20 protein-coding genes are annotated in these 17,392 nt (G+C 61.7%); 10 read left to right on the top strand and 10 right to left on the bottom strand.

The features are described from left to right. Positions 1-33: 33 nt before the first annotated feature. Both AC1DYR_RS06060 and xerD read left to right on the top strand, forming a co-directional pair. Positions 34-1,014 carry a tripartite tricarboxylate transporter substrate binding protein BugE gene (locus AC1DYR_RS06060; protein WP_477704296.1) on the top strand — a complete coding sequence of 327 codons (981 nt, stop codon included), beginning with the start codon at positions 34-36 and terminating at the stop codon, positions 1,012-1,014. Positions 1,015-1,103: 89 nt separating this feature from the next. Continuing rightward, entirely contained in the window at positions 1,104-2,006 is a 903-nt protein-coding gene (gene xerD / locus AC1DYR_RS06055; RefSeq protein WP_477704295.1) for a site-specific tyrosine recombinase XerD, read from the top strand. Between the two features lie 180 nt (positions 2,007-2,186). On the opposite strand, the gene AC1DYR_RS06050 is transcribed toward xerD, so the two are convergent. Continuing rightward, positions 2,187-3,473 carry a class I SAM-dependent methyltransferase gene (locus AC1DYR_RS06050; RefSeq protein WP_477704294.1) on the bottom strand — a complete coding sequence of 429 codons (1,287 nt, stop codon included), beginning with the start codon at positions 3,471-3,473 and terminating at the stop codon, positions 2,187-2,189. Between the two features lie 108 nt (positions 3,474-3,581). Further along, a complete protein-coding gene (locus tag AC1DYR_RS06045) occupies positions 3,582-4,412 on the bottom strand; it encodes a ferritin-like domain-containing protein (RefSeq protein WP_477704293.1) in 831 nt (276 codons plus the stop codon). Between the two features lie 166 nt (positions 4,413-4,578). Here AC1DYR_RS06045 and AC1DYR_RS06040 point away from each other — a divergent pair, with 166 nt between their 5' ends. Both AC1DYR_RS06040 and hslO read left to right on the top strand, forming a co-directional pair. Continuing rightward, positions 4,579-5,103, top strand: coding sequence for a gamma carbonic anhydrase family protein (locus AC1DYR_RS06040; RefSeq protein WP_457278945.1), 525 nt, complete (start codon positions 4,579-4,581; stop codon positions 5,101-5,103). A gap of 171 nt (positions 5,104-5,274) precedes the next feature. Next, positions 5,275-6,243 carry an Hsp33 family molecular chaperone HslO gene (hslO, locus tag AC1DYR_RS06035; protein ID WP_477704292.1) on the top strand — a complete coding sequence of 323 codons (969 nt, stop codon included), beginning with the start codon at positions 5,275-5,277 and terminating at the stop codon, positions 6,241-6,243. Between the two features lie 32 nt (positions 6,244-6,275). Here the strand turns inward: hslO and AC1DYR_RS06030 are convergent, their stop codons facing one another. From AC1DYR_RS06030 to AC1DYR_RS06005, 6 genes are all read right to left on the bottom strand, one after another. Next, positions 6,276-6,779: a hypothetical protein gene (locus tag AC1DYR_RS06030; protein ID WP_477704291.1), complete on the bottom strand. Its 504-nt coding sequence runs from the start codon at positions 6,777-6,779 to the stop codon at positions 6,276-6,278. Positions 6,780-6,811: 32 nt separating this feature from the next. Then, complete coding sequence (locus AC1DYR_RS06025; RefSeq protein ID WP_477704290.1) at positions 6,812-7,087, bottom strand: septum formation initiator family protein; 276 nt, start codon at positions 7,085-7,087, stop codon at positions 6,812-6,814. 134 nt (positions 7,088-7,221) lie between these two features. Next, positions 7,222-8,505, bottom strand: a complete 1,284-nt coding sequence (eno, locus tag AC1DYR_RS06020) for a phosphopyruvate hydratase (RefSeq protein ID WP_477704289.1) — start codon at positions 8,503-8,505, stop codon at positions 7,222-7,224. A 27-nt stretch (positions 8,506-8,532) separates the two neighbouring features. Further along, entirely contained in the window at positions 8,533-8,838 is a 306-nt protein-coding gene (locus tag AC1DYR_RS06015; protein ID WP_457278940.1) for a DUF1330 domain-containing protein, read from the bottom strand. 33 nt (positions 8,839-8,871) lie between these two features. Continuing rightward, on the bottom strand, positions 8,872-9,729 hold the full coding sequence (kdsA, locus tag AC1DYR_RS06010; RefSeq protein WP_477704288.1) for a 3-deoxy-8-phosphooctulonate synthase: 858 nt from the start codon (positions 9,727-9,729) through the stop codon (positions 8,872-8,874). 2 nt (positions 9,730-9,731) lie between these two features. Then, positions 9,732-11,423: a CTP synthase gene (locus tag AC1DYR_RS06005; protein WP_477704287.1), complete on the bottom strand. Its 1,692-nt coding sequence runs from the start codon at positions 11,421-11,423 to the stop codon at positions 9,732-9,734. A 270-nt stretch (positions 11,424-11,693) separates the two neighbouring features. On the opposite strand from AC1DYR_RS06005, the gene coaBC reads away from it, so the two are divergent. From coaBC to AC1DYR_RS05985, 4 genes are all read left to right on the top strand, one after another. After that, complete coding sequence (gene coaBC / locus AC1DYR_RS06000) at positions 11,694-12,983, top strand: bifunctional phosphopantothenoylcysteine decarboxylase/phosphopantothenate--cysteine ligase CoaBC (RefSeq protein WP_477704286.1); 1,290 nt, start codon at positions 11,694-11,696, stop codon at positions 12,981-12,983. Further along, positions 12,980-13,405 (top strand): hypothetical protein, encoded by a 426-nt coding sequence (locus AC1DYR_RS05995; protein ID WP_477704285.1) that lies wholly within the window; start codon positions 12,980-12,982, stop codon positions 13,403-13,405. The genes coaBC and AC1DYR_RS05995 overlap by 4 nt, the downstream gene beginning before the upstream one ends. A 3-nt stretch (positions 13,406-13,408) precedes the next feature. After that, positions 13,409-13,855 carry a dUTP diphosphatase gene (dut, locus tag AC1DYR_RS05990; protein WP_348049028.1) on the top strand — a complete coding sequence of 149 codons (447 nt, stop codon included), beginning with the start codon at positions 13,409-13,411 and terminating at the stop codon, positions 13,853-13,855. Between the two features lie 220 nt (positions 13,856-14,075). Then, positions 14,076-14,585, top strand: a complete 510-nt coding sequence (locus AC1DYR_RS05985; protein WP_477704284.1) for an outer membrane lipoprotein — start codon at positions 14,076-14,078, stop codon at positions 14,583-14,585. 84 nt (positions 14,586-14,669) lie between these two features. On the opposite strand, the gene AC1DYR_RS05980 is transcribed toward AC1DYR_RS05985, so the two are convergent. Then, a complete protein-coding gene (locus AC1DYR_RS05980) occupies positions 14,670-15,194 on the bottom strand; it encodes an FKBP-type peptidyl-prolyl cis-trans isomerase (protein ID WP_477704283.1) in 525 nt (174 codons plus the stop codon). Between the two features lie 14 nt (positions 15,195-15,208). On the opposite strand from AC1DYR_RS05980, the gene AC1DYR_RS05975 reads away from it, so the two are divergent. Together AC1DYR_RS05975 and AC1DYR_RS05970 are read left to right on the top strand one after the other, a co-directional pair. Then, on the top strand, positions 15,209-16,438 hold the full coding sequence (locus AC1DYR_RS05975) for a JmjC domain-containing protein (protein ID WP_477704282.1): 1,230 nt from the start codon (positions 15,209-15,211) through the stop codon (positions 16,436-16,438). Positions 16,439-16,468: 30 nt separating this feature from the next. Beyond that, entirely contained in the window at positions 16,469-16,984 is a 516-nt protein-coding gene (locus AC1DYR_RS05970; protein WP_477704281.1) for a hypothetical protein, read from the top strand. Positions 16,985-17,228: 244 nt separating this feature from the next. On the opposite strand, the gene AC1DYR_RS05965 is transcribed toward AC1DYR_RS05970, so the two are convergent. Then, entirely contained in the window at positions 17,229-17,363 is a 135-nt protein-coding gene (locus tag AC1DYR_RS05965; RefSeq protein WP_477704280.1) for a hypothetical protein, read from the bottom strand. Positions 17,364-17,392: the final 29 nt, after the last annotated feature.

The raw sequence follows: 17,392 nt of genomic DNA, 5'->3' as shown, positions 1-17,392 counted from the left end.
TACCATTTCTGCTATTTCATTGAAGGACTGAACATGCAACGTCGTTATCTGTTTGCCTATTCCGTGGTGTCCGCGCTTGCGCTGGGTGCCGCCGCAGGCCCCGCATTGGCACAGGGTTATCCCAACAAGGTGGTCAAGCTCGTGGTGCCGTTTGCACCCGGTGGCACCACTGATATCGTCGCCCGCGTCATCTCCGAGCCCCTGGGCAAGGCCTTGGGCCAGAGCGTGATCGTCGAAAACAGGGCCGGCGGCGGCGGCGTGGTGGGTGCACTCGAGACATCGCGCGCCGTTCCCGATGGTTATGCGCTGGGCGTGGCCACGGTGTCCACGACTGCGGCCAACCCGGCCATCAACCCCAAGATCCCGTACAACACGCTGACGGACTTCACGCCCATCATCAATATTGCGGCAACGCCCAACATCATTGCGGTTCACCCGAGCTTTCCGGCGCGCAACTACAAGGAGTTTGTGGCTGAGCTCAAAAAGAACCCCGGCAAGTATTCCTATTCATCCTCGGGCACCGGCGGCATCGGTCACCTGCAGATGGAGCTCTTCAAGAGCATGTCGGGCACCTTCGTGACGCACATTCCCTACCGGGGTGCAGGTCCGGCCCTGAACGACACCGTGGCCGGGCAGGTGCCCATGATTTTCGACAACCTGCCGTCGGCGCTGCCGTTCATCCAGCAAAAGCGCCTGATCCCCATTGTGGTGGCCGCGCCCCAGCGCCTGGCCGTGCTGCCGGATGTACCCACTTTCAAGGAAGTTGGCCTGGAGCCTGTGAACCGCATGGCCTATTACGGCATCATCGGCCCGAAAGGCTTGCCAAAGGACGTGGTCGACAAGGTCAGCGCCGGGGTGAAGAAATCGCTGGAAGACCCGGCGATACGCAAACGGATCGAAGACACCGGCTCGCTCATCATCGCCAATACGCCCGAGCAGTTCACGGCGCAGATCAAGGCCGAATTTGATGTCTATAAAAAGGTGGTCGATTCGGCCAGGCTCAAGCTCGAATAAGGCTGGGAATCCGGCACGGCCGGAAGCGAAGCTACCCATAAGCCGCCGCGCATTCAAATGTGCGGCGGCTTTTTTGTTATGGTCACCCCATGCAGCCAGAAAGCCAGTCCAGTATTGATGGGTTTATTGACGCCTTGTGGCTGGAAGACGGGCTGTCCAAAAACACGCTGGCGGCTTACCGCCGTGACCTGTCGCTCTACGCCGGATGGCTGGCTGCCAGGGAGCAGGGAGGGCGAGGACTTGACGAGACGACGGAGGCCGACCTCAACCGCTACTTTTCGGCCCGGCACGCTGCGACCAAGGCAACATCCGCCAACCGGCGCCTGACAGTGTTCAAGCGCTACTTTCGCTGGGCATTGCGCGAACACCTGATTGCCGCAGACCCGACGCTCAAACTCCAGTCGGCAAAGCAGGCGCTTCGGGTGCCCAAAGTCATGAGCGAAGCCCAGGTTGAAGCACTGCTGGCCGCACCCGACGACAGCACGCCGCTGGGCCAGCGTGACCGCGCCATGCTGGAGCTGCTGTACGCCAGCGGCCTGCGTGTGAGCGAGCTGGTGGGCCTCAAGACATTTCACCTGGGACTGAACGAAGGGGTGCTTCGCGTCATGGGCAAAGGCAGCAAGGAGCGGCTGGTGCCCTTCGGCCAGGTGGCACGGGAATGGATTGTGAAATACCTGGCGGACGCCCGTCCGGCCATCCTGGGCGGGCAGCAGACCGACGACCTGTTTGTCACCGGCCACGGCAAGGGCATGAGCCGCGTGATGTTCTGGATGCTGGTGAAAAAGTATGCGCGGCTCGCCGGCATCAACTCGCCGCTGTCTCCGCACACCTTGCGCCATGCATTTGCCACGCATTTGCTGAACCACGGCGCCGACCTGCGCGCGGTGCAGATGCTGCTAGGGCACGCCGACATTTCCACCACCACGATTTACACCCATGTGGCGCGCGAGCGGCTGAAGGCGCTGCATGCGCAACATCACCCGAGAGGCTAGATATGGCCCCCACGCTCCCCCACTTCGTGTGGGTCGCTGCCCCCCGAAGGGGCCGCCCGCCTGTGGCCCGGCAAAGCCGGTTCCACGGCTCATGCTGGCTTGAAGAGGGGAACAACCAAGGGTGCCGCGGGACTGGCTTTGCCAGACCGCAGGCACCGCCCCCTGCAAGGGGGGAACGGGCTACACGAAGTGAGACCGGACGGGGGTGTACATGTAGTCCCGAGTGAACGGGTAGCTAGACTGGGCGCCGGTGACCGGTGTGTTGTGCACATCACCTGAGGGCTTGGCCGCCAGCATCTGGTGCAGCGAGATCCAGCCCTGCTCAAAGCTCATGGCACTGCCGGCCAGGTACAAGCGGTAGGCTCGCAGAGTCTTCTCCGCGCGCTCGGCTCCGCCGTCTGTGGCCAGTATCTGGCGCGCATCGTCCAGCCGGGCCTCCAGGGCGTCCGACCAGTTCCACAGCGTGCGGGCGTAGTGAGGGCGCAGGTTTTCCGTGTCCACCATCTCCAGGCCTGCGCGCGACATGTGCTCCAGTACGGCGCTGACATGCATCAGCTCTCCGCCGGGGAAGATGTACTTCTCGATGAATTCACCCATGCCGGCGCCGAGCTGGCGGTTTTCCAGGCCGCCGGCCGTGATGCCGTGGTTCATGACCAGCCCGCCAGGAGCCAGCAGGCGCATGATCTTCTGGAAGTAGGCCGTCATGTTGGCATGGCCCACATGTTCAAACATGCCGACAGACGATACCTTGTCGAAGGGCTGGTCTTCCGGCATGTCGCGGTAGTCGCGCAGCTCCATGCGTACGCGCCCGCCCAGGCCTTTTTCTTCGATCAGGCGCTGCACATGCGCATGCTGGTTTTTCGACAGGGTGATGCCGGTGGCGTCGACGCCGTAATGTTCGGCCGCCCAGATCAGCAGGGCGCCCCAGCCGGCGCCAATGTCCAGGAAACGTTCGCCGGGCTTGAGCATGAGCTTGCGGCAGATGTGGTCGAGCTTGGCCTCCTGGGCCCGGGCCAATGTCATGGCGTTGTCGCTGTAGTAGGCGCATGAATACACCCGCCGGGGGTCGAGCCAGAGCGCATAGAAGGCGTCGGACACGTCATAGTGGAACTGGATTTGCGCTGCATCCCGGCTTTGGGTGTGGGCGGCCAGGGACTTGGCGCGGTGCAGCAGGCCGGACCACCAGCCGGTGTCGCTTTGCACCGGATTGCCGGGCAGCAGCTTGGTGACGGCGCGCATGACGTCGCGCATGGCGCCTTCAAGCTGGAGCTTGCCTTCGACATACTCTTCCGCCAGCGCGCCGATCTGTCCGGCCTTGAGGCGGGCGATGCTGGACCAGTGGGAGAAGGCGAGCTTGACGGGGGCGTTGGGCTCTCCAAGGCATTGGCCCTGAGGCAACTGCAAGGCGATGCCCGCGGGCAGGCGCGGCAGTTGCGAAGGGACGTCTGGAACGAGGTGCGGGATCATGCGCAAACTCCTTTTCAAGAGTTTTGCAGTCTAGCGCCCCCTGAAAATTCCTGCCGCATCCTGTGCGTAGGAATTCGCCGCTTTTCGATGGGAGCGTGTCAGACAGCGTTAATCGTTAGTATTAACAAGACCCAGCAGTGCAAGTTCTGCGTCGTCGAAACCCGCCCGGCGGCGGGCGTCCAGGTTCAGCGGGCCTTTGAGGCGGGGCGCCTCATATTGCCGCGCCAATACCGCATAGGTGGCGACCGGGTCCAGCCCGCGCAGGGTGCACAGATGCCGGTACCAGCGGTTGCCGATGGCGACGTGGCCGATTTCGTCGTGCAGGATGATGTCCAGGATGTCGACGGCTCGCAGCGCGTCCGGCGTGCCGACCTTGCGCAGCTTGGCCTGCATGGGCGGGGTGGCGTCCAGGCCGCGGGCCTCCAGGGTGCGCGGCACCAGCGCCATGCGCGCCAGCACGTCGCCGGCGGTCTTTTCCGTCATGTCCCAGAGGCCGGTGTGTGCGGGGAAATCGCCATACTCGTAACCCATGGCTTGCAGGTGGGCGCGCAGCAGGCTGAAATGGTGGGCTTCTTCGGCAGCTACCCGCAGCCAGTCCAGGTAATAGGCGCGCGGCATGCCGGCAAAACGCCAGATGGCGTCCAGGGCGAGGTTGATGGCGTTGAACTCAATATGGGTGACGGCGTGGAGCAGGGCCGCCAGGCCTTCATGCGTGAAGGGCGAGCGTTTGGGGACATCGAGGTGGGAACGCAGTTCGGGCCGCTCCGGGCAGCCGGGCAGGCCGGCCGGTGCCTCAAGCGGTAGATCGGTTGCTATCAAAAGAGTAGCTGCTTGTCCATGCAGCGCCTGGGTTAGAAGCACTTTTTGTTCTGAATCTTTGGCCAGCAGCGCCCGCAGCGCTTGCTGGCGCAGTTCGGCTGGAGGCGGTGTCATCGTCATGGGGGAATTGTCGGTGATACCGTGAAACGTGGTGGGGCTTGCCGCAGAGCGCCGGGCAGACATCAGGCGGGGGGCTCCTTACAATCGAGGCGTAAGGCTTGTGGCTGGTACACGCCCTGCTTCCTGTCTGCTTTTCATCACTTCTCTTTTAATTTCGAATAAACCCATGGCCATCTATCAACTGGACAAGCTGACCCCCACCGTTCCCGCGTCCGCCTGGGTGGCCGACAACGCCCAGGTGATCGGCGATGTGCGGCTTGGCGAAGACTGCAGCGTCTGGTTTGGCGTGGTGATCCGGGGCGACACCGAAACCATCACGGTAGGCCGGGGCACCAACGTCCAGGACAACAGTGTGCTGCATGCCGACATGGGCGTGCCCCTCACCCTCGGAGAAGACGTCACGGTGGGCCATCAGGTCATGTTGCACGGCTGCACCATCGGTGATGGCTCGCTGATCGGCATCCAGGCGGTGGTGCTCAATCACGCGAAGATCGGCAAGAACTGCCTGGTAGGCGCGGGCTCCGTGGTCACCGAAGGCAAGGAATTTCCGGATGGCTCCCTGATCATCGGCAGCCCGGCCAAAGCGGTGAGGCAGCTTTCCCCCGAGCAGATCGAGGGTTTAAAAATGATCGCGAAGCACTATATAGAAAATGCCCAGCGCTACAAAGCCGGGCTCAAGAAAATCGCCTGAACGGCACTTAAGCATGATCAAACCCAAAATATATACACAGAGCGCTAGCGTCGGAGTTCCCATTCCAGCAGGGGCCGCGGAACCGGCTTTGCCGGGCCGCAGGCGCAGCGCCCCCTCGGGGGGCAGCGCATTACACGGAGCCGAAGGCGAAGTGAAAAGCGTGGGGGCCTAATGTCTGAGTTGCATAAATTCATCTTTGAAGGCCTGCCGGTTCGCGGCATGCTGGTCCGCCTGACCGATTCCTGGCAGGAAATCCTCAAGCGCAGGCAGGCAGGCGGCGGCTATCCGGCCGAGGTTATGCAGCTGTTGGGCGAAATGACGGCCGCCGGCGCGCTGATGCAGAGCAACATCAAGTTCAACGGTGCACTCATTCTTCAGATCTTCGGTGACGGCCCGGTCAAGCTGGCTGTTGCCGAAGTGCAGCCCGACCTGAGCTTGCGCGCCACCGCCACGGTGACGGGTACGGTCGATGCGGGCAGTTCGCTGAGCCAGCTGGTCAACGTGAGCAATCAGGGCCGCTGCGCGATCACGCTGGACCCCAAGGACAAGCTGCCGGGGCAGCAGGCCTACCAGGGTGTGGTGCCGCTTTTTGGCGACCAGCGCGAGAAGATTGAGAATCTGGCGGAAGTGCTTGAGCATTACATGCTGCAAAGTGAGCAGCTCGACACCAAACTGATTCTTGCAGCCGACGGCAAGGTGGCTACCGGCCTGCTGATCCAGCGGCTGCCGGTCAAAGGCCAGGGGAACCTTGAAGGCCAGATTGATCGGGACGCCAATGAAGACCAGATCGGCGTCAATGAAGACTACAAACGTATTGCCATGCTGGCCGGCACGCTCAAACGCGAAGAGCTTTTAACCCTCGACGCCGACACGATCCTGCGCCGTCTTTTCTGGGAAGAGCAGGTCACCCGGTTTGAACCCGCTACCCCCAGTTTCGCCTGCAGCTGTTCGCGCGACCGTGTGGGCAATATGCTGCGCAGCCTGGGTACAGACGAAATCGAGAGCATCATTTCCGAACGCGGCAAGGTCGCGGTCGGGTGCGAATTTTGCGGCGCGCAGTATGAGTTTGACCCGGTGGATGCGGCCCAGCTTTTCACCAGCCAGACCAACCAGCAGCCACCCACGTCCACCGTGCAATAGTTTCGTGGGCCGCGCTGCGGCGGGGCAATGCCTCAAGCGGTTGCTGCGGCGCGCTCCGCCAGCAGGTCGCTGAGCAGGCGGTGCTCACAGGCAGGATCGCTGCACTTTTCGCAGACCCACACCCAGGCCTTCTGGTTTTTTTTGGATCCTGGTGTTGCGCCGGGCGTGCTTCGGGTGAAAGCCGGAGCACGGGGCCGCAGGCTTTGCGCGGCCTCCAGCGCCCGGGCAAGGCGCTGCTCTGCGGTTCCGTACATGACGCGATAGGGAATGCTCGCGTGCGACAGGGCCGCGCGAATCGACTGGTCAGCGCTTTGTTGAAGGTGCCAGCGTTCATCGGCCGTTTTGGCCGCCTGCAATGGCACTTCTTCCAGTCCCATGAGCAGCGTCAGCCCAAAGCTGGGGAGGTCGGCAGGAAGGGACGCGGCATCGGTCACGGCTACGGTGGCTTCGTGCCCTGAAATTTTCAGGGCGCAGTCCAGCGCAGCGGCAAGCTGTCTCTTTCCGGTAAGTGGAGCGCCGGTAACGGCAATTTTCAACACGGACACTTTCGCAGGCTGGATACCAGGGCTTACTTGGTCACCTGCACGAAGATTTCATTCGGCTTGACCATTCCGAGCTCGATCCGGGCTTTTTCTTCGACCATTTCGAGGCCTTCCTTGAGGTCCCGGACTTCTGCAGCGAGCTGGTCATTGGCGGCCTGTGCCTGGGTGTTTTTGGCTAGCTGTTCGGTCAGCCGGTGCTGCATGTCGCGCACGCTGGGAATGCTGCCCCGGCCGATCCAGAGTTGCGCGTGGAATATGCCCAGCAGCGCAATCAGGATGGCGGGGACGAGCCGGTTTCCCATGCCTATGCTTGAAAGTGATGTTTAAAGGGCCAAGTTTTTTCGCCGGGCCGCCCCAAGAAAAAACGCGCCCCCATACGTGAGGAACGGGGCAGCGAACCGCCGTAGGCACGCGAAGCGACGAGCGTGGGGGCCATTTACTTGAGGTTATAGAAGGCCGCGCGGCCTGGGTAGGACGCGATGTCACCCAGGTCTTCTTCGATGCGAAGCAACTGGTTGTATTTCGCCATGCGGTCCGAGCGCGAGAGTGAACCCGTCTTGATTTGGCCCGCGTTGGTGCCCACGGCGATATCGGCGATCGTGGAATCTTCGGTTTCGCCCGAACGGTGGCTGATGACGGCGGTGTAGCCGGCGCGCTTGGCCATCTCGATGGCGGCAAAGGTCTCGGTCAGGGTGCCGATCTGGTTGATCTTGATCAGGATGGAGTTGGCAATCTGCTTGTCGATGCCTTCCTTGAGGATCTTGGTGTTGGTGACAAACAGGTCGTCACCGACCAGCTGCACTTTTTTGCCCAGGCGTTCAGTCAGGGTCTTCCAGCCGTCCCAGTCGCCTTCGGCCATGCCGTCTTCGATGCTGATGATGGGATATTTGTCGACCCAGGTGGCCAGGATGTTGGTCCATTCGGTGGCGTCCAGGCTCAGGCCTTCTGCGCCCAGGACATATTTTCCGTCCTTGTAGAACTCCGATGCTGCGCAATCGAGGCCCAGGGCAATTTGCTCACCGGCCACATAACCGGCGGCATCGATGGCTTCCAGGATCATCTGGATCGCGGCTTCGTGGTTGGCCACATTGGGTGCAAAGCCGCCTTCGTCGCCGACGGCCACGCTCATGCCCTTGTCGTGCAGGATTTTCTTGAGCGCATGAAAGACTTCGGCACCGTAACGCACAGCTTCGCGAAAGCTCGGTGCGCCAACCGGAATGATCATCAGCTCTTGCAGATCGAGATTGTTGTTGGCGTGCGCGCCGCCGTTGACCACGTTCATCATGGGCACGGGCATTTGCATGGCACCGCTGCCGCCGAAGTAGCGGTACAGGGGCAGGCCGGCTTCTTCAGCCGCTGCGCGGGCCACGGCCATGCTGACGGCCAGCGTTGCATTGGCGCCCAGGCGCGATTTGTTGTCGGTACCGTCCAGGTCGATCAGCGTGCGGTCCAGGAAGGCCTGTTCGCTGGCGTCCAGGCCCAGCACGGCTTCGGAGATTTCGGTGTTGATGTGTTCGACGGCCTTGAGCACGCCCTTGCCGAGGTAGCGCGACTTGTCGCCGTCGCGCAGCTCGATGGCTTCACGCGAACCAGTGGACGCGCCCGAAGGCACAGCGGCACGGCCCATGACGCCGGATTCCAGCAGCACGTCGCACTCAACGGTAGGGTTGCCACGGCTGTCGAGAATTTCGCGGCCGACGATATCAACAATTGCGCTCATTAGGTTCCTTTTTTTGTAGAGAGGGGATCAGACCGGGGCGGCAACGCCTTCGACCAGGACCATATTGAAAAACTCGGTGGCGCCAGCACGCTTGGCACGTGCGGCGCGGTACATTTCGTCGTCATAAAAGGCCTTGGCCTTTTCGTAGCTGGGAAAGCGCAGCATGGCGACGCGTGCAGGTTGCCAGGTGCCTTCCAGCGCCTCAAACTTGCCACCGCGCACCAGGTATTCGCCCCCAGCGGCTGCAACCGCGGCGGGCGCGGCCGCCATGTACTGCTTGTACTGCTCGGGGTCGGTGATCTTCATGTCGACAATGATGTAGGCGAATGTCATGGCTTGTGCAGGCTTGCGGGATGGATCGCTGGCTCAGGCGCTGAAGTTGTTTTCGAGGAAGCCGTTTTTCTTGGTGACACGATCCAGCTCGAGCAGTGTTTCCAGCAGCGCCTTCATGTGCTTGAGTGGCACGGCGTTGGGACCGTCGCACAGGGCTTTGGCCGGGTCTGGATGGGTTTCCATGAACAGGCCAGAGACGCCGACGGCCACTGCGGCACGCGCCAGCACCGGCACCATCTCGCGTACGCCGCCGCTGCTGCTGCCCTGGCCGCCGGGCAACTGCACCGAGTGGGTCGCGTCAAACACGACCGGGGCGTTCGTCTCCCTCATGATGGCCAGGCTGCGCATGTCGCTGACCAGATTGTTGTAGCCAAAGCTGGCGCCGCGTTCGCAGGCCATAAAGTTGTCTTCCGGCAGACCGGCTGCCTTGACGGCCGCGCGCGCCTTGGTGATGACGTTCTTCATGTCGCCCGGGGCCATGAATTGGCCCTTCTTGATATTGACCGGCAGGCCGGACAGCGCAACGGCGTGAATGAAGTCGGTCTGGCGGCAGAGCAGGGCCGGTGTTTGCAGTACATCGACGACCTTGGCGACCTGGGCGATCTGGTCTTCGGAGTGGATGTCGGTCAGCACCGGCACGCCAATTTCCTTTTTGACCTTGGCCAAAATCTCCAGCCCTTTCTCTGTGCCCAGTCCACGAAAGGCCGTCTCGCTGGTGCGATTGGCCTTGTCGAAACTGCTTTTGAAGATAAAGGGAATGCCCAGCGAGGAAGTAATTTCCTTGAGCGTGCCGGCAGTGTCCATCTGCAACTGCTCGGACTCCACCACGCAGGGGCCGGCGATGAGGAAAAAAGGTTGGTTCAGGCCAATGTCGAATCCGCAGAGTTTCATGGTCAGGCTACCGCCTTGAGAGGCTTGGCGGCAGCTTTCGGGTCCTGGCCTGCCGTGGCGCGCTGTTGGAGTACGGCCGCGATATAGGCATTGAACAGCGGGTGGCCATCCCAGGGCGTGGACTTGAACTCGGGGTGGAACTGTACGCCGACAAACCAGGGGTGGACGTCTTGCGGCAATTCGACGATCTCGGTGAGTTGCTCGCGCTGCGTCAGCGCGGAGATGACCAGGCCCGACGCACGCAGGGCATCAAGGTAGTTGACGTTGGCTTCATAGCGGTGGCGATGGCGCTCTGTCACCACGTCACCATAAATCTTGTGGGCCAGTGTGCCGGCTGCGACGTCCGAGCTTTGCGCACCCAGGCGCATCGTGCCGCCCAGGTCGGATTTGGCATTGCGTGTCTTGATGGTGCCGTCGGCGTCTTTCCACTCGGTGATGAGCGCGATCACCGGGTGCGGGGTAGCGGGGTCGAACTCGGTGCTATTGGCGTCCTTTAGGCCGGCCACGTGGCGCGCGAATTCGATGGTCGCGACCTGCATGCCCAGGCAGATGCCGAGGTAGGGCATCTTGTGCTCACGGGCGAAACGGGCGGCGCAAATCTTGCCTTCAACGCCGCGTATGCCGAAGCCGCCGGGCACCAGGATGCCGTCAAAGCGTGCCAGGCGCGAGACATTGTCCTGCGTGATGGTTTCGGAGTCGACATACTCGATGACCACCTTGGCGTGGTTTTTCATGCCGGCGTGGCGCAGGGCTTCGTTGAGCGACTTGTAGCTGTCGGACAGGTCCACATACTTGCCGACCATGGCGATGTGCACTTCGGTCTGCGGATGCTCGGTCTCGTAGACCAGGTCGTCCCAGCGCTTGAGGTTGGCCGGTGGCGTGTTCAGGCGCAGCTTGTCGCAGATCAGGCCGTCCAGGCCCTGTTCGTGCAGCATGCGGGGCACTTTGTAAATGGTGTCGACGTCCCACATCGAGATCACGCCCCACTCGGGAACGTTGGAGAACAGCGAGATTTTTTCGCGCTCTTCATTGGGGATGCGGCGGTCGGCGCGGCAAAGCAGCACATCGGCCTGGATGCCGATTTCACGCAGTTGCTTGGCTGTGTGCTGGGTGGGTTTGGTCTTGAGTTCGCCGGCGGCGGCGATCCAGGGGACATAGCTCAGGTGCACGAAGGCCGTATTGTTGGCGCCCAGGCGCAGGCTCATCTGGCGCACGGCTTCCAGGAAGGGCAGGGACTCAATGTCGCCGACGGTGCCGCCGATTTCGACGATGGCGACGTCGACCGCATCAGCCGTTTCGTAGCCGGCGCCGCGCTTGACGAATTCCTGGATTTCGTTGGTGACGTGCGGGATGACCTGCACGGTTTTGCCGAGATAGTCACCGCGGCGTTCTTTTTCAAGCACGCTTTTGTAGATCTGGCCGGTAGTGAAATTGTTGGCCTTGCGCATGCGCGTTTCGATGAAACGCTCATAGTGGCCGAGATCCAGGTCGGTCTCCGCGCCATCGTCGGTCACAAAAACCTCGCCGTGCTGGAAGGGCGACATGGTGCCCGGATCCACATTCAGATAGGGATCAAGCTTGATAAGAGTGACTTTGAGGCCTCGCGATTCGAGGATCGCAGCTAAGGAGGCTGAGGCGATTCCCTTGCCCAGGGAAGACACCACACCGCCGGTGACGAAGACAAATTTGGTCATGTCAGGTACGAACCGCAAGTTCGTAGAGGTGGTAAACGGAGATTATACGGGTTGCTTGCCGTGATACCCCTTGGAGGGTTACTGAATTTGGCCTAAAGCCGTTTCGGGTTCGCATGGCGGCTCGCAGCCCGCGCTTGACAGGCCGGTGTTGACCAAGCAAGCAGGGGCCGCGGAACCGGCTTTGCCGGGCCGCAGGCGCATCGGCCCCCTCGGGGGCAGCGCATTACGCGACGCGAAAAGCGTGGGGGCTTAGCTGCTACATTGCGGAACATGACGAATCAAGAGAATATTCCGGGAAATGGCGCTGACGGTGACGAAGCCCTGGACCTGGCCGGCAAACACATCGTGCTGGGCCTGTCGGGTGGCATTGCATGTTACAAGGCCGCTGAACTGTGCCGGGCGCTAATCAAGGCGGGTGCCACGGTGCAGGTGGTCATGACCGAAGCTGCCGAGCAGTTCATCACGCCCGTCACCATGCAGGCCCTGAGCGGACGGCCGGTCTACACCAGCCAGTGGGACAGCCGTGAAGCGAACAACATGGCGCACATCAACCTGTCGCGCGAATCCGATGCGATCCTGGTTGCGCCCATGAGCGCCGATTTCATGGCCAAGCTGCTTCATGGGCGTGCCGATGACCTGCTGAGCCTGATGTGCCTGGCCCGGCCCATCGACAAGGTCCCGTTGCTGGTGGCGCCGGCCATGAACCGCGAGATGTATGCGCACCCGGCGACCCAACGCAATTTTGTGCAACTGGCCGGTGATGGCGCCACGGTGCTGGGCGTGGGCAGTGGTTTTCAGGCCTGCGGCGAGACCGGCGACGGACGCATGCTGGAGCCTGAGCAGATCCTCGAAGACCTGATTGCCTTCTTTGCGCCCAAAGTGCTGGCTGGGCAGCATGTGCTGGTCACGGCCGGCCCGACCTATGAGGCCATAGATCCCGTGCGCGGCATCACCAACCTGTCGAGCGGGAAAATGGGTTTTGCCATTGCGCGGGCTGCGCGCGAAGCAGGGGCTGAGGTCACCCTTGTTGCGGGTCCGGTCGGGCTGCCCACGCCACGCGGGGTCACTCGCGTTGACGTCAAATCTGCACAAAATATGCTTGAAGCCGTTACAGGACATGCGCAAGCAGCTACTATTTTTATAGCAACGGCGGCCGTCGCCGACTGGCGGCCGGCAGCGCCTTCAACGCAGAAAATCAAGAAAGACGGCTCCGGCCAGACGCCGCAGCTGGTGTTTACCGAAAACACGGACATCCTGGCCACTGTCGCCCAGTCACCCGCCGCCCAGGCAGGCCGGTTATTTTGCGTGGGCTTTGCGGCTGAAAGCCACGACCTGGCTGGCAACGCCGAGGCAAAGCGCCTGCGCAAAAAAGTGCCGCTGCTGGTGGGAAACATCGGCCCCGACACCTTCGGGCAGGACCATAACGCGTTGCTGCTGGTGGATGCGCAAGGCAGCACCGCGCTGCCCAAAGCTTCCAAGCTCTCGCTAGCGCGGCAACTGGTGGCAGAGATCGCGGCCCGGATGGCGGCGCCCTCCAGCGGGAAAGCGGCTGCACCATGAACCTTCCCTCGAATACGCCGCCTGACGGCGATTTCGTCAGCTATGTGGAACGCCTGACAAACGCGAACGCGCCAGGCGTCCATGAAGACCGGCTTGAGCCCCAGGACAAGATTTCGCTCCGCGCCCCGTCTTCGGCAAGCACCGCGACGCCCCCGGCCAAGCCCGTGGCCGTCGTGGCCAGCGGCGCCGCCTTCCTCACCCACGTCAAATGGGTCGTCATCCTGTGGATCGCAACGCAGGTGCTGTCCGAGGTGGTGCCCGGCGCCGGATTCCTGTTTCTGCCCGCGCTGCTGGTGTACGGGGCGTGGGCGGTCTTCCAGGCCAACCGTCATTCATCCGGCGCACTGGTGCGGCGCCTGCGCGAGCTTGCGTGGCAAGCAGCCGAAGAGGCCCGGAAAAATCAACTACCCAAGAAAAAATAGTTCATGCAAATCGACGTCAAAATTCTCGATCCGCGCCTTCAGGGCAACCTTCCCGCCTACGCAACGCCCGGCAGTGCCGGCCTTGACCTGCGCGCCTGCCTGGAGGCGCCCCTGACGCTGGCCGCCAACGCCTGGCAACTGGTACCGACCGGCATTGCCATTTACCTGCACAACCCCGGCTATGCCGCGCTCATCCTGCCGCGCTCGGGGCTGGGCCACAAGCATGGCATCGTGCTGGGCAACCTCGTCGGCCTGATCGACAGCGACTACCAAGGGCAGTTGATGGTCAGCGCCTGGAACCGCAGCGATGTGCCATTCACCATCGAGCCGATGGAGCGAATTGCGCAACTGATGATCGTGCCCGTGGTGCAGGCGCAGTTCAATGTGGTGGCGGAATTTCCCGCCAGTGAGCGTGGCGAAGGCGGGTACGGCTCTACGGGCAAAGCCTGAACGGCTGCCGCGCTGCGGGCAAAGGGCGTCAGGGAGGGTGTTTTCCTACAGCCCCTGCGATACGGCTCCCACGTCGCGACAGCTTTAAACCCCACCTTGTATTTGCTGCGGCGTGTCCTTAATGAGTCATGGGAGTCTCCGCGCTCCTGGTATCGGCTTCCCTTTAGCGTGAATCCGATGCCAGACCGGGATCTCATGAACTTATTAACAGGAGAGACTCATGCAAAACACATTTCGCCTTATTTCCTCGGCTTCCGCGGCGCTGGTACTGATGGGGCTGGCCGCCTGCGCGCCCATGAGCCCTAACAGCGATTCGTCCTATCCCGCTACCACTTCAACCTATCCCGCTTCTTCGCCCTATCCCGCCAATCAGCAGAATGCTTACGTCGAATACGGACGGGTCATCAATGTAGAGGCCATCCATACGACGGAACAAGGCCGTGGTTCTGGCGTAGGTGCAGTCCTGGGCGGCGTCGCGGGTGCTGTGGTGGGGCATCAGATCGGCGGCGGCAGCGGAAAGGATGCTGCAACAGTGGTGGGGGCGGTGGGCGGCGCAGTGGCCGGCAACGCCATCGAGAAGAATCGCAACGCGACCATTCGTGAGAGTTATCGCGTCTCCGTGCAACTGGACAATGGCAGCTCACGCGCCTTCGACGTGCCCAGCTACGGCAACCTTCGCGTGGGAGACCGCGTAAAGATTGAAAACGGCCAGATCAACCGGATCATGTAAAGCTGCGGTTCCTCCGCATCTGAAGATGCCGGCTACTCCCCCAGGGGAATGGCCGGCTTTTTTATGTCGGCAATCACACGCGTCTCAATGCAGCGTGCCGCTTCCCGGTGTGATAGGTTCGAGTTTGAAAAAGCCGGTGCCCAGTGATCCCTGGCCGATTTCCTCTTCGCTGGCTTCACGCACGGCTTCAACCCTGAGGTTCAACCGGATGGCGATACCCGCAAGGGGATGGTTGCCGTCGAGTACGACGTGATCGGGGTAGATCTCGGTCACTGTGTAAATATGATCATGAGGCGCTTGCCCGCTGCTTCCTGGCGGAAGGGCCATGCCGTCGAAGGTCATGCCTTCTTCCAGTTCGGCGGGAAAAATCTTGCGGGGTTCGAGGAAAACCAGGTTCTCGTCGTAGTCACCGAAGGCGTTTTCGGGCTCAAGATGCAACTCAAGCTTCTCTCCGGCTTCATGGCCTTGCAGTGCTTCCTCGATCTTCTCCAGGAGGTCATCGCCGCCGAGTAAAAACTCGATGGGTTCGTCCAGCTCGTCCAGCACATCGCCCAGAGTGTCTTTCAGCGTCCATGTCAGGGCTACGACGCATTGCGGGGTGATTTTCATCCGACAATTGTCCCATGGATGTCAATCAATCTCTAGAGCTCCTCGCCGGCCTGAGCCCGGCGCAATTCATGCGCCGACACTGGCAAAAAAAGCCGCTTCTCATCCGCCAGGCACTGCCGGGGCTGCAGCCTGTGCTCAGCCGCGCAGCGCTGTTCAGGCTCGCGTCGCGTGAGCAAGTCGAATCCCGGCTGATCGTCCAGCAACCCAAAGGGTGGCGGATGAAACAGGGGCCTTTTGCCGCGCGAAGCCTCCCGCCGCTGAGCCAGAAAGCCTGGACCTTGCTGGTGCAGGGGGTGGACCTGCATGACGCCGGCGCGCATGCACTGTTGCAGAAGTTCCGCTTTGTGCCCGATGCCAGGCTCGACGACCTGATGATTTCGTTTGCTACGCCCCGCGGCGGCGTTGGGCCGCACTTTGACAGCTATGACGTGTTTCTGCTGCAGGCCAGCGGCCGGCGGAGATGGAAGATCGGGCGGCAGAAAGACCTGACGCTGCAGGAAGATGTGCCGCTGAAAATCCTACGGAATTTTGTTCCTGAGGAAGAGTTTGTCCTGGAGGCGGGCGACATGCTTTACCTGCCTCCGCGCTATGCCCACGACGGTATTGCCGAGGCGTCGTTGCAGGCCGACGGAAAACCTGCAGATTGCATGACATATTCCATCGGGTTCAGGTCGCCTGCACAGGGGGAACTGGCCGCGGAACTGTTGCATCGCCTGGCCGAGTTCACTGAGGACGATCGCCATGAGGGCGACGAATCTGCCGCGGAAGAAATCGGCCGCAAGGCACGGCCCCGCCTGTACCGCGATGCGGGGCAGGCCGCAACCCCAACACCGGCTGCCATGCCGTCAGAGCTCACGGCCTTCGCCGGCCAGGCGGTTCTGGACGCGTTGAAAGATCCCCTGGCTGTGGCTTGCGCCCTGGGCGAATACATGACCGAACCCAAGCCCTCGGTATGGTTCGATGAGGTGGAGTGCGAGTGGGATGCCGATGCGGCACGGCAGGGGGGTGCCGGTGTGCATCTCGACACACGCACGCGGATGATGTATGACAGCGACCATGTGTTTATCAATGGCGAAAGCTATCGCGCCAAAGGCGCCGATGCTGCCCTGATGCATCGCCTGGCCGACCAGCGCAGCCTGGCCCCCCGGGAGCTGCGCAAGGCTGGCGCATCTGCCATCGCGCTGCTGGGCGACTGGCACGACGCGGGCTGGTTGCGGCAGACGCTGCCTGGGAAAGACGACTGACCTGCTTGCCAAACAGCCTGGAGACGTTTTATGGATACGGAAAAAACCAGTTCTGCCCTGCCGCCCGCCTTGCTGGAAGGCCGGTTTACCGGCCGCAGCGATTTCACGGAGTTGATCAGGCAGTCGCTTTCAGCGGCAGCCGTACAGGGGTGGCGTGAAATCATTGTGTGCGATCCCGATTTCGAAGACTGGCCTCTGGGAGAACGTGCAGTCGTTCAGGCGCTGAATGACTGGTCCATGACGGGCCGGAAATTCACAATGTTGGCCAAAAACTACGATGAAGTGCTCAGGCGGCACGCCCGGTTCGTCACCTGGCGGCGTACCTGGGCGCACATTGTGGAATGCCGCGCCAATACGTCGGGTGCGGCGGACGATATGCCCAGCGCCTTGCTCGGCCCCGGCTGGGTCTTTGAACGGCTGGATGTGCAGCGCTGCACTGGCATTGCCGGCTCTGAGGTAGCCAGGCGGGTGGCGTTGAGGGAGCGAATCAATGAGCGTTTGCTGAAAAGTTCGCCGTCGTTCCCCGCCACCACGCTGGGGCTTTGAGGCGGGCATTTTTGCGTCTGAGGGCGCTACAGGCCTGTAAAGGCTGGCTTAGGGTTTTCCGGCTTGCGTTCCTGTTTGTAATATCCGGCATATAATTTAAAGCTGGGTAGAAAGAGCTCGAGTCCTTTCCCCGGTCAAAAATAACTTGAATTCCGGTTTGGGTTTTCTTTTGGCAATTTCCGGAAATTGTTTTCTTAAATATCATCAAGGATCGTAAAAATGAACAAGTCACTCGTTTTGGCAGCTATCGTTGCCGCTGTTGCTCTGGCTGCTTGCGGCAAGAAAGAAGAAGCTCCAGCACCGGCACCAGCTCCAGTTGCTGCACCAGCTCCAGCTCCTGCTCCAGCTGCTGACGCATCGGCTCCTGCCGCTGCTGCATCGGCACCTGCTGCTGACGCTGCCGCCGCT

It is taken from the genome of Polaromonas sp. P1_F9 (assembly GCF_056405615.1).
This window is presented reverse-complemented; position numbering and strand designations above follow the sequence as displayed.

Bases quoted from the DNA above. Each gene is read 5' to 3' on its own strand.
- AC1DYR_RS05995 (WP_477704285.1), top strand. From the start codon at position 12,980: ATGAACCTTCCCTCGAATACGCCGCCTGACGGCGATTTCGTCAGCTAT.
- dut (WP_348049028.1), top strand. From the start codon at position 13,409: ATGCAAATCGACGTCAAAATTCTCGATCCGCGCCTTCAGGGCAACCTT.
- hslO (WP_477704292.1), top strand. From the start codon at position 5,275: ATGTCTGAGTTGCATAAATTCATCTTTGAAGGCCTGCCGGTTCGCGGC.
- AC1DYR_RS06045 (WP_477704293.1), bottom strand. From the start codon at position 4,412: ATGACGATGACACCGCCTCCAGCCGAACTGCGCCAGCAAGCGCTGCGG.
- AC1DYR_RS05970 (WP_477704281.1), top strand. From the start codon at position 16,469: ATGGATACGGAAAAAACCAGTTCTGCCCTGCCGCCCGCCTTGCTGGAA.
- AC1DYR_RS05985 (WP_477704284.1), top strand. From the start codon at position 14,076: ATGCAAAACACATTTCGCCTTATTTCCTCGGCTTCCGCGGCGCTGGTA.
- AC1DYR_RS05980 (WP_477704283.1), bottom strand. From the start codon at position 15,194: ATGAAAATCACCCCGCAATGCGTCGTAGCCCTGACATGGACGCTGAAA.
- AC1DYR_RS06015 (WP_457278940.1), bottom strand. From the start codon at position 8,838: ATGACATTCGCCTACATCATTGTCGACATGAAGATCACCGACCCCGAG.
- AC1DYR_RS06050 (WP_477704294.1), bottom strand. From the start codon at position 3,473: ATGATCCCGCACCTCGTTCCAGACGTCCCTTCGCAACTGCCGCGCCTG.
- AC1DYR_RS06025 (WP_477704290.1), bottom strand. From the start codon at position 7,087: ATGGGAAACCGGCTCGTCCCCGCCATCCTGATTGCGCTGCTGGGCATA.
- AC1DYR_RS06040 (WP_457278945.1), top strand. From the start codon at position 4,579: ATGGCCATCTATCAACTGGACAAGCTGACCCCCACCGTTCCCGCGTCC.
- AC1DYR_RS05975 (WP_477704282.1), top strand. From the start codon at position 15,209: ATGGATGTCAATCAATCTCTAGAGCTCCTCGCCGGCCTGAGCCCGGCG.
- kdsA (WP_477704288.1), bottom strand. From the start codon at position 9,729: ATGAAACTCTGCGGATTCGACATTGGCCTGAACCAACCTTTTTTCCTC.
- xerD (WP_477704295.1), top strand. From the start codon at position 1,104: ATGCAGCCAGAAAGCCAGTCCAGTATTGATGGGTTTATTGACGCCTTG.
- AC1DYR_RS05965 (WP_477704280.1), bottom strand. From the start codon at position 17,363: ATGCAGCAGCGGCAGGAGCCGATGCGTCAGCAGCTGGAGCAGGAGCTG.
- eno (WP_477704289.1), bottom strand. From the start codon at position 8,505: ATGAGCGCAATTGTTGATATCGTCGGCCGCGAAATTCTCGACAGCCGT.
- AC1DYR_RS06005 (WP_477704287.1), bottom strand. From the start codon at position 11,423: ATGACCAAATTTGTCTTCGTCACCGGCGGTGTGGTGTCTTCCCTGGGC.
- AC1DYR_RS06060 (WP_477704296.1), top strand. From the start codon at position 34: ATGCAACGTCGTTATCTGTTTGCCTATTCCGTGGTGTCCGCGCTTGCG.
- coaBC (WP_477704286.1), top strand. From the start codon at position 11,694: ATGACGAATCAAGAGAATATTCCGGGAAATGGCGCTGACGGTGACGAA.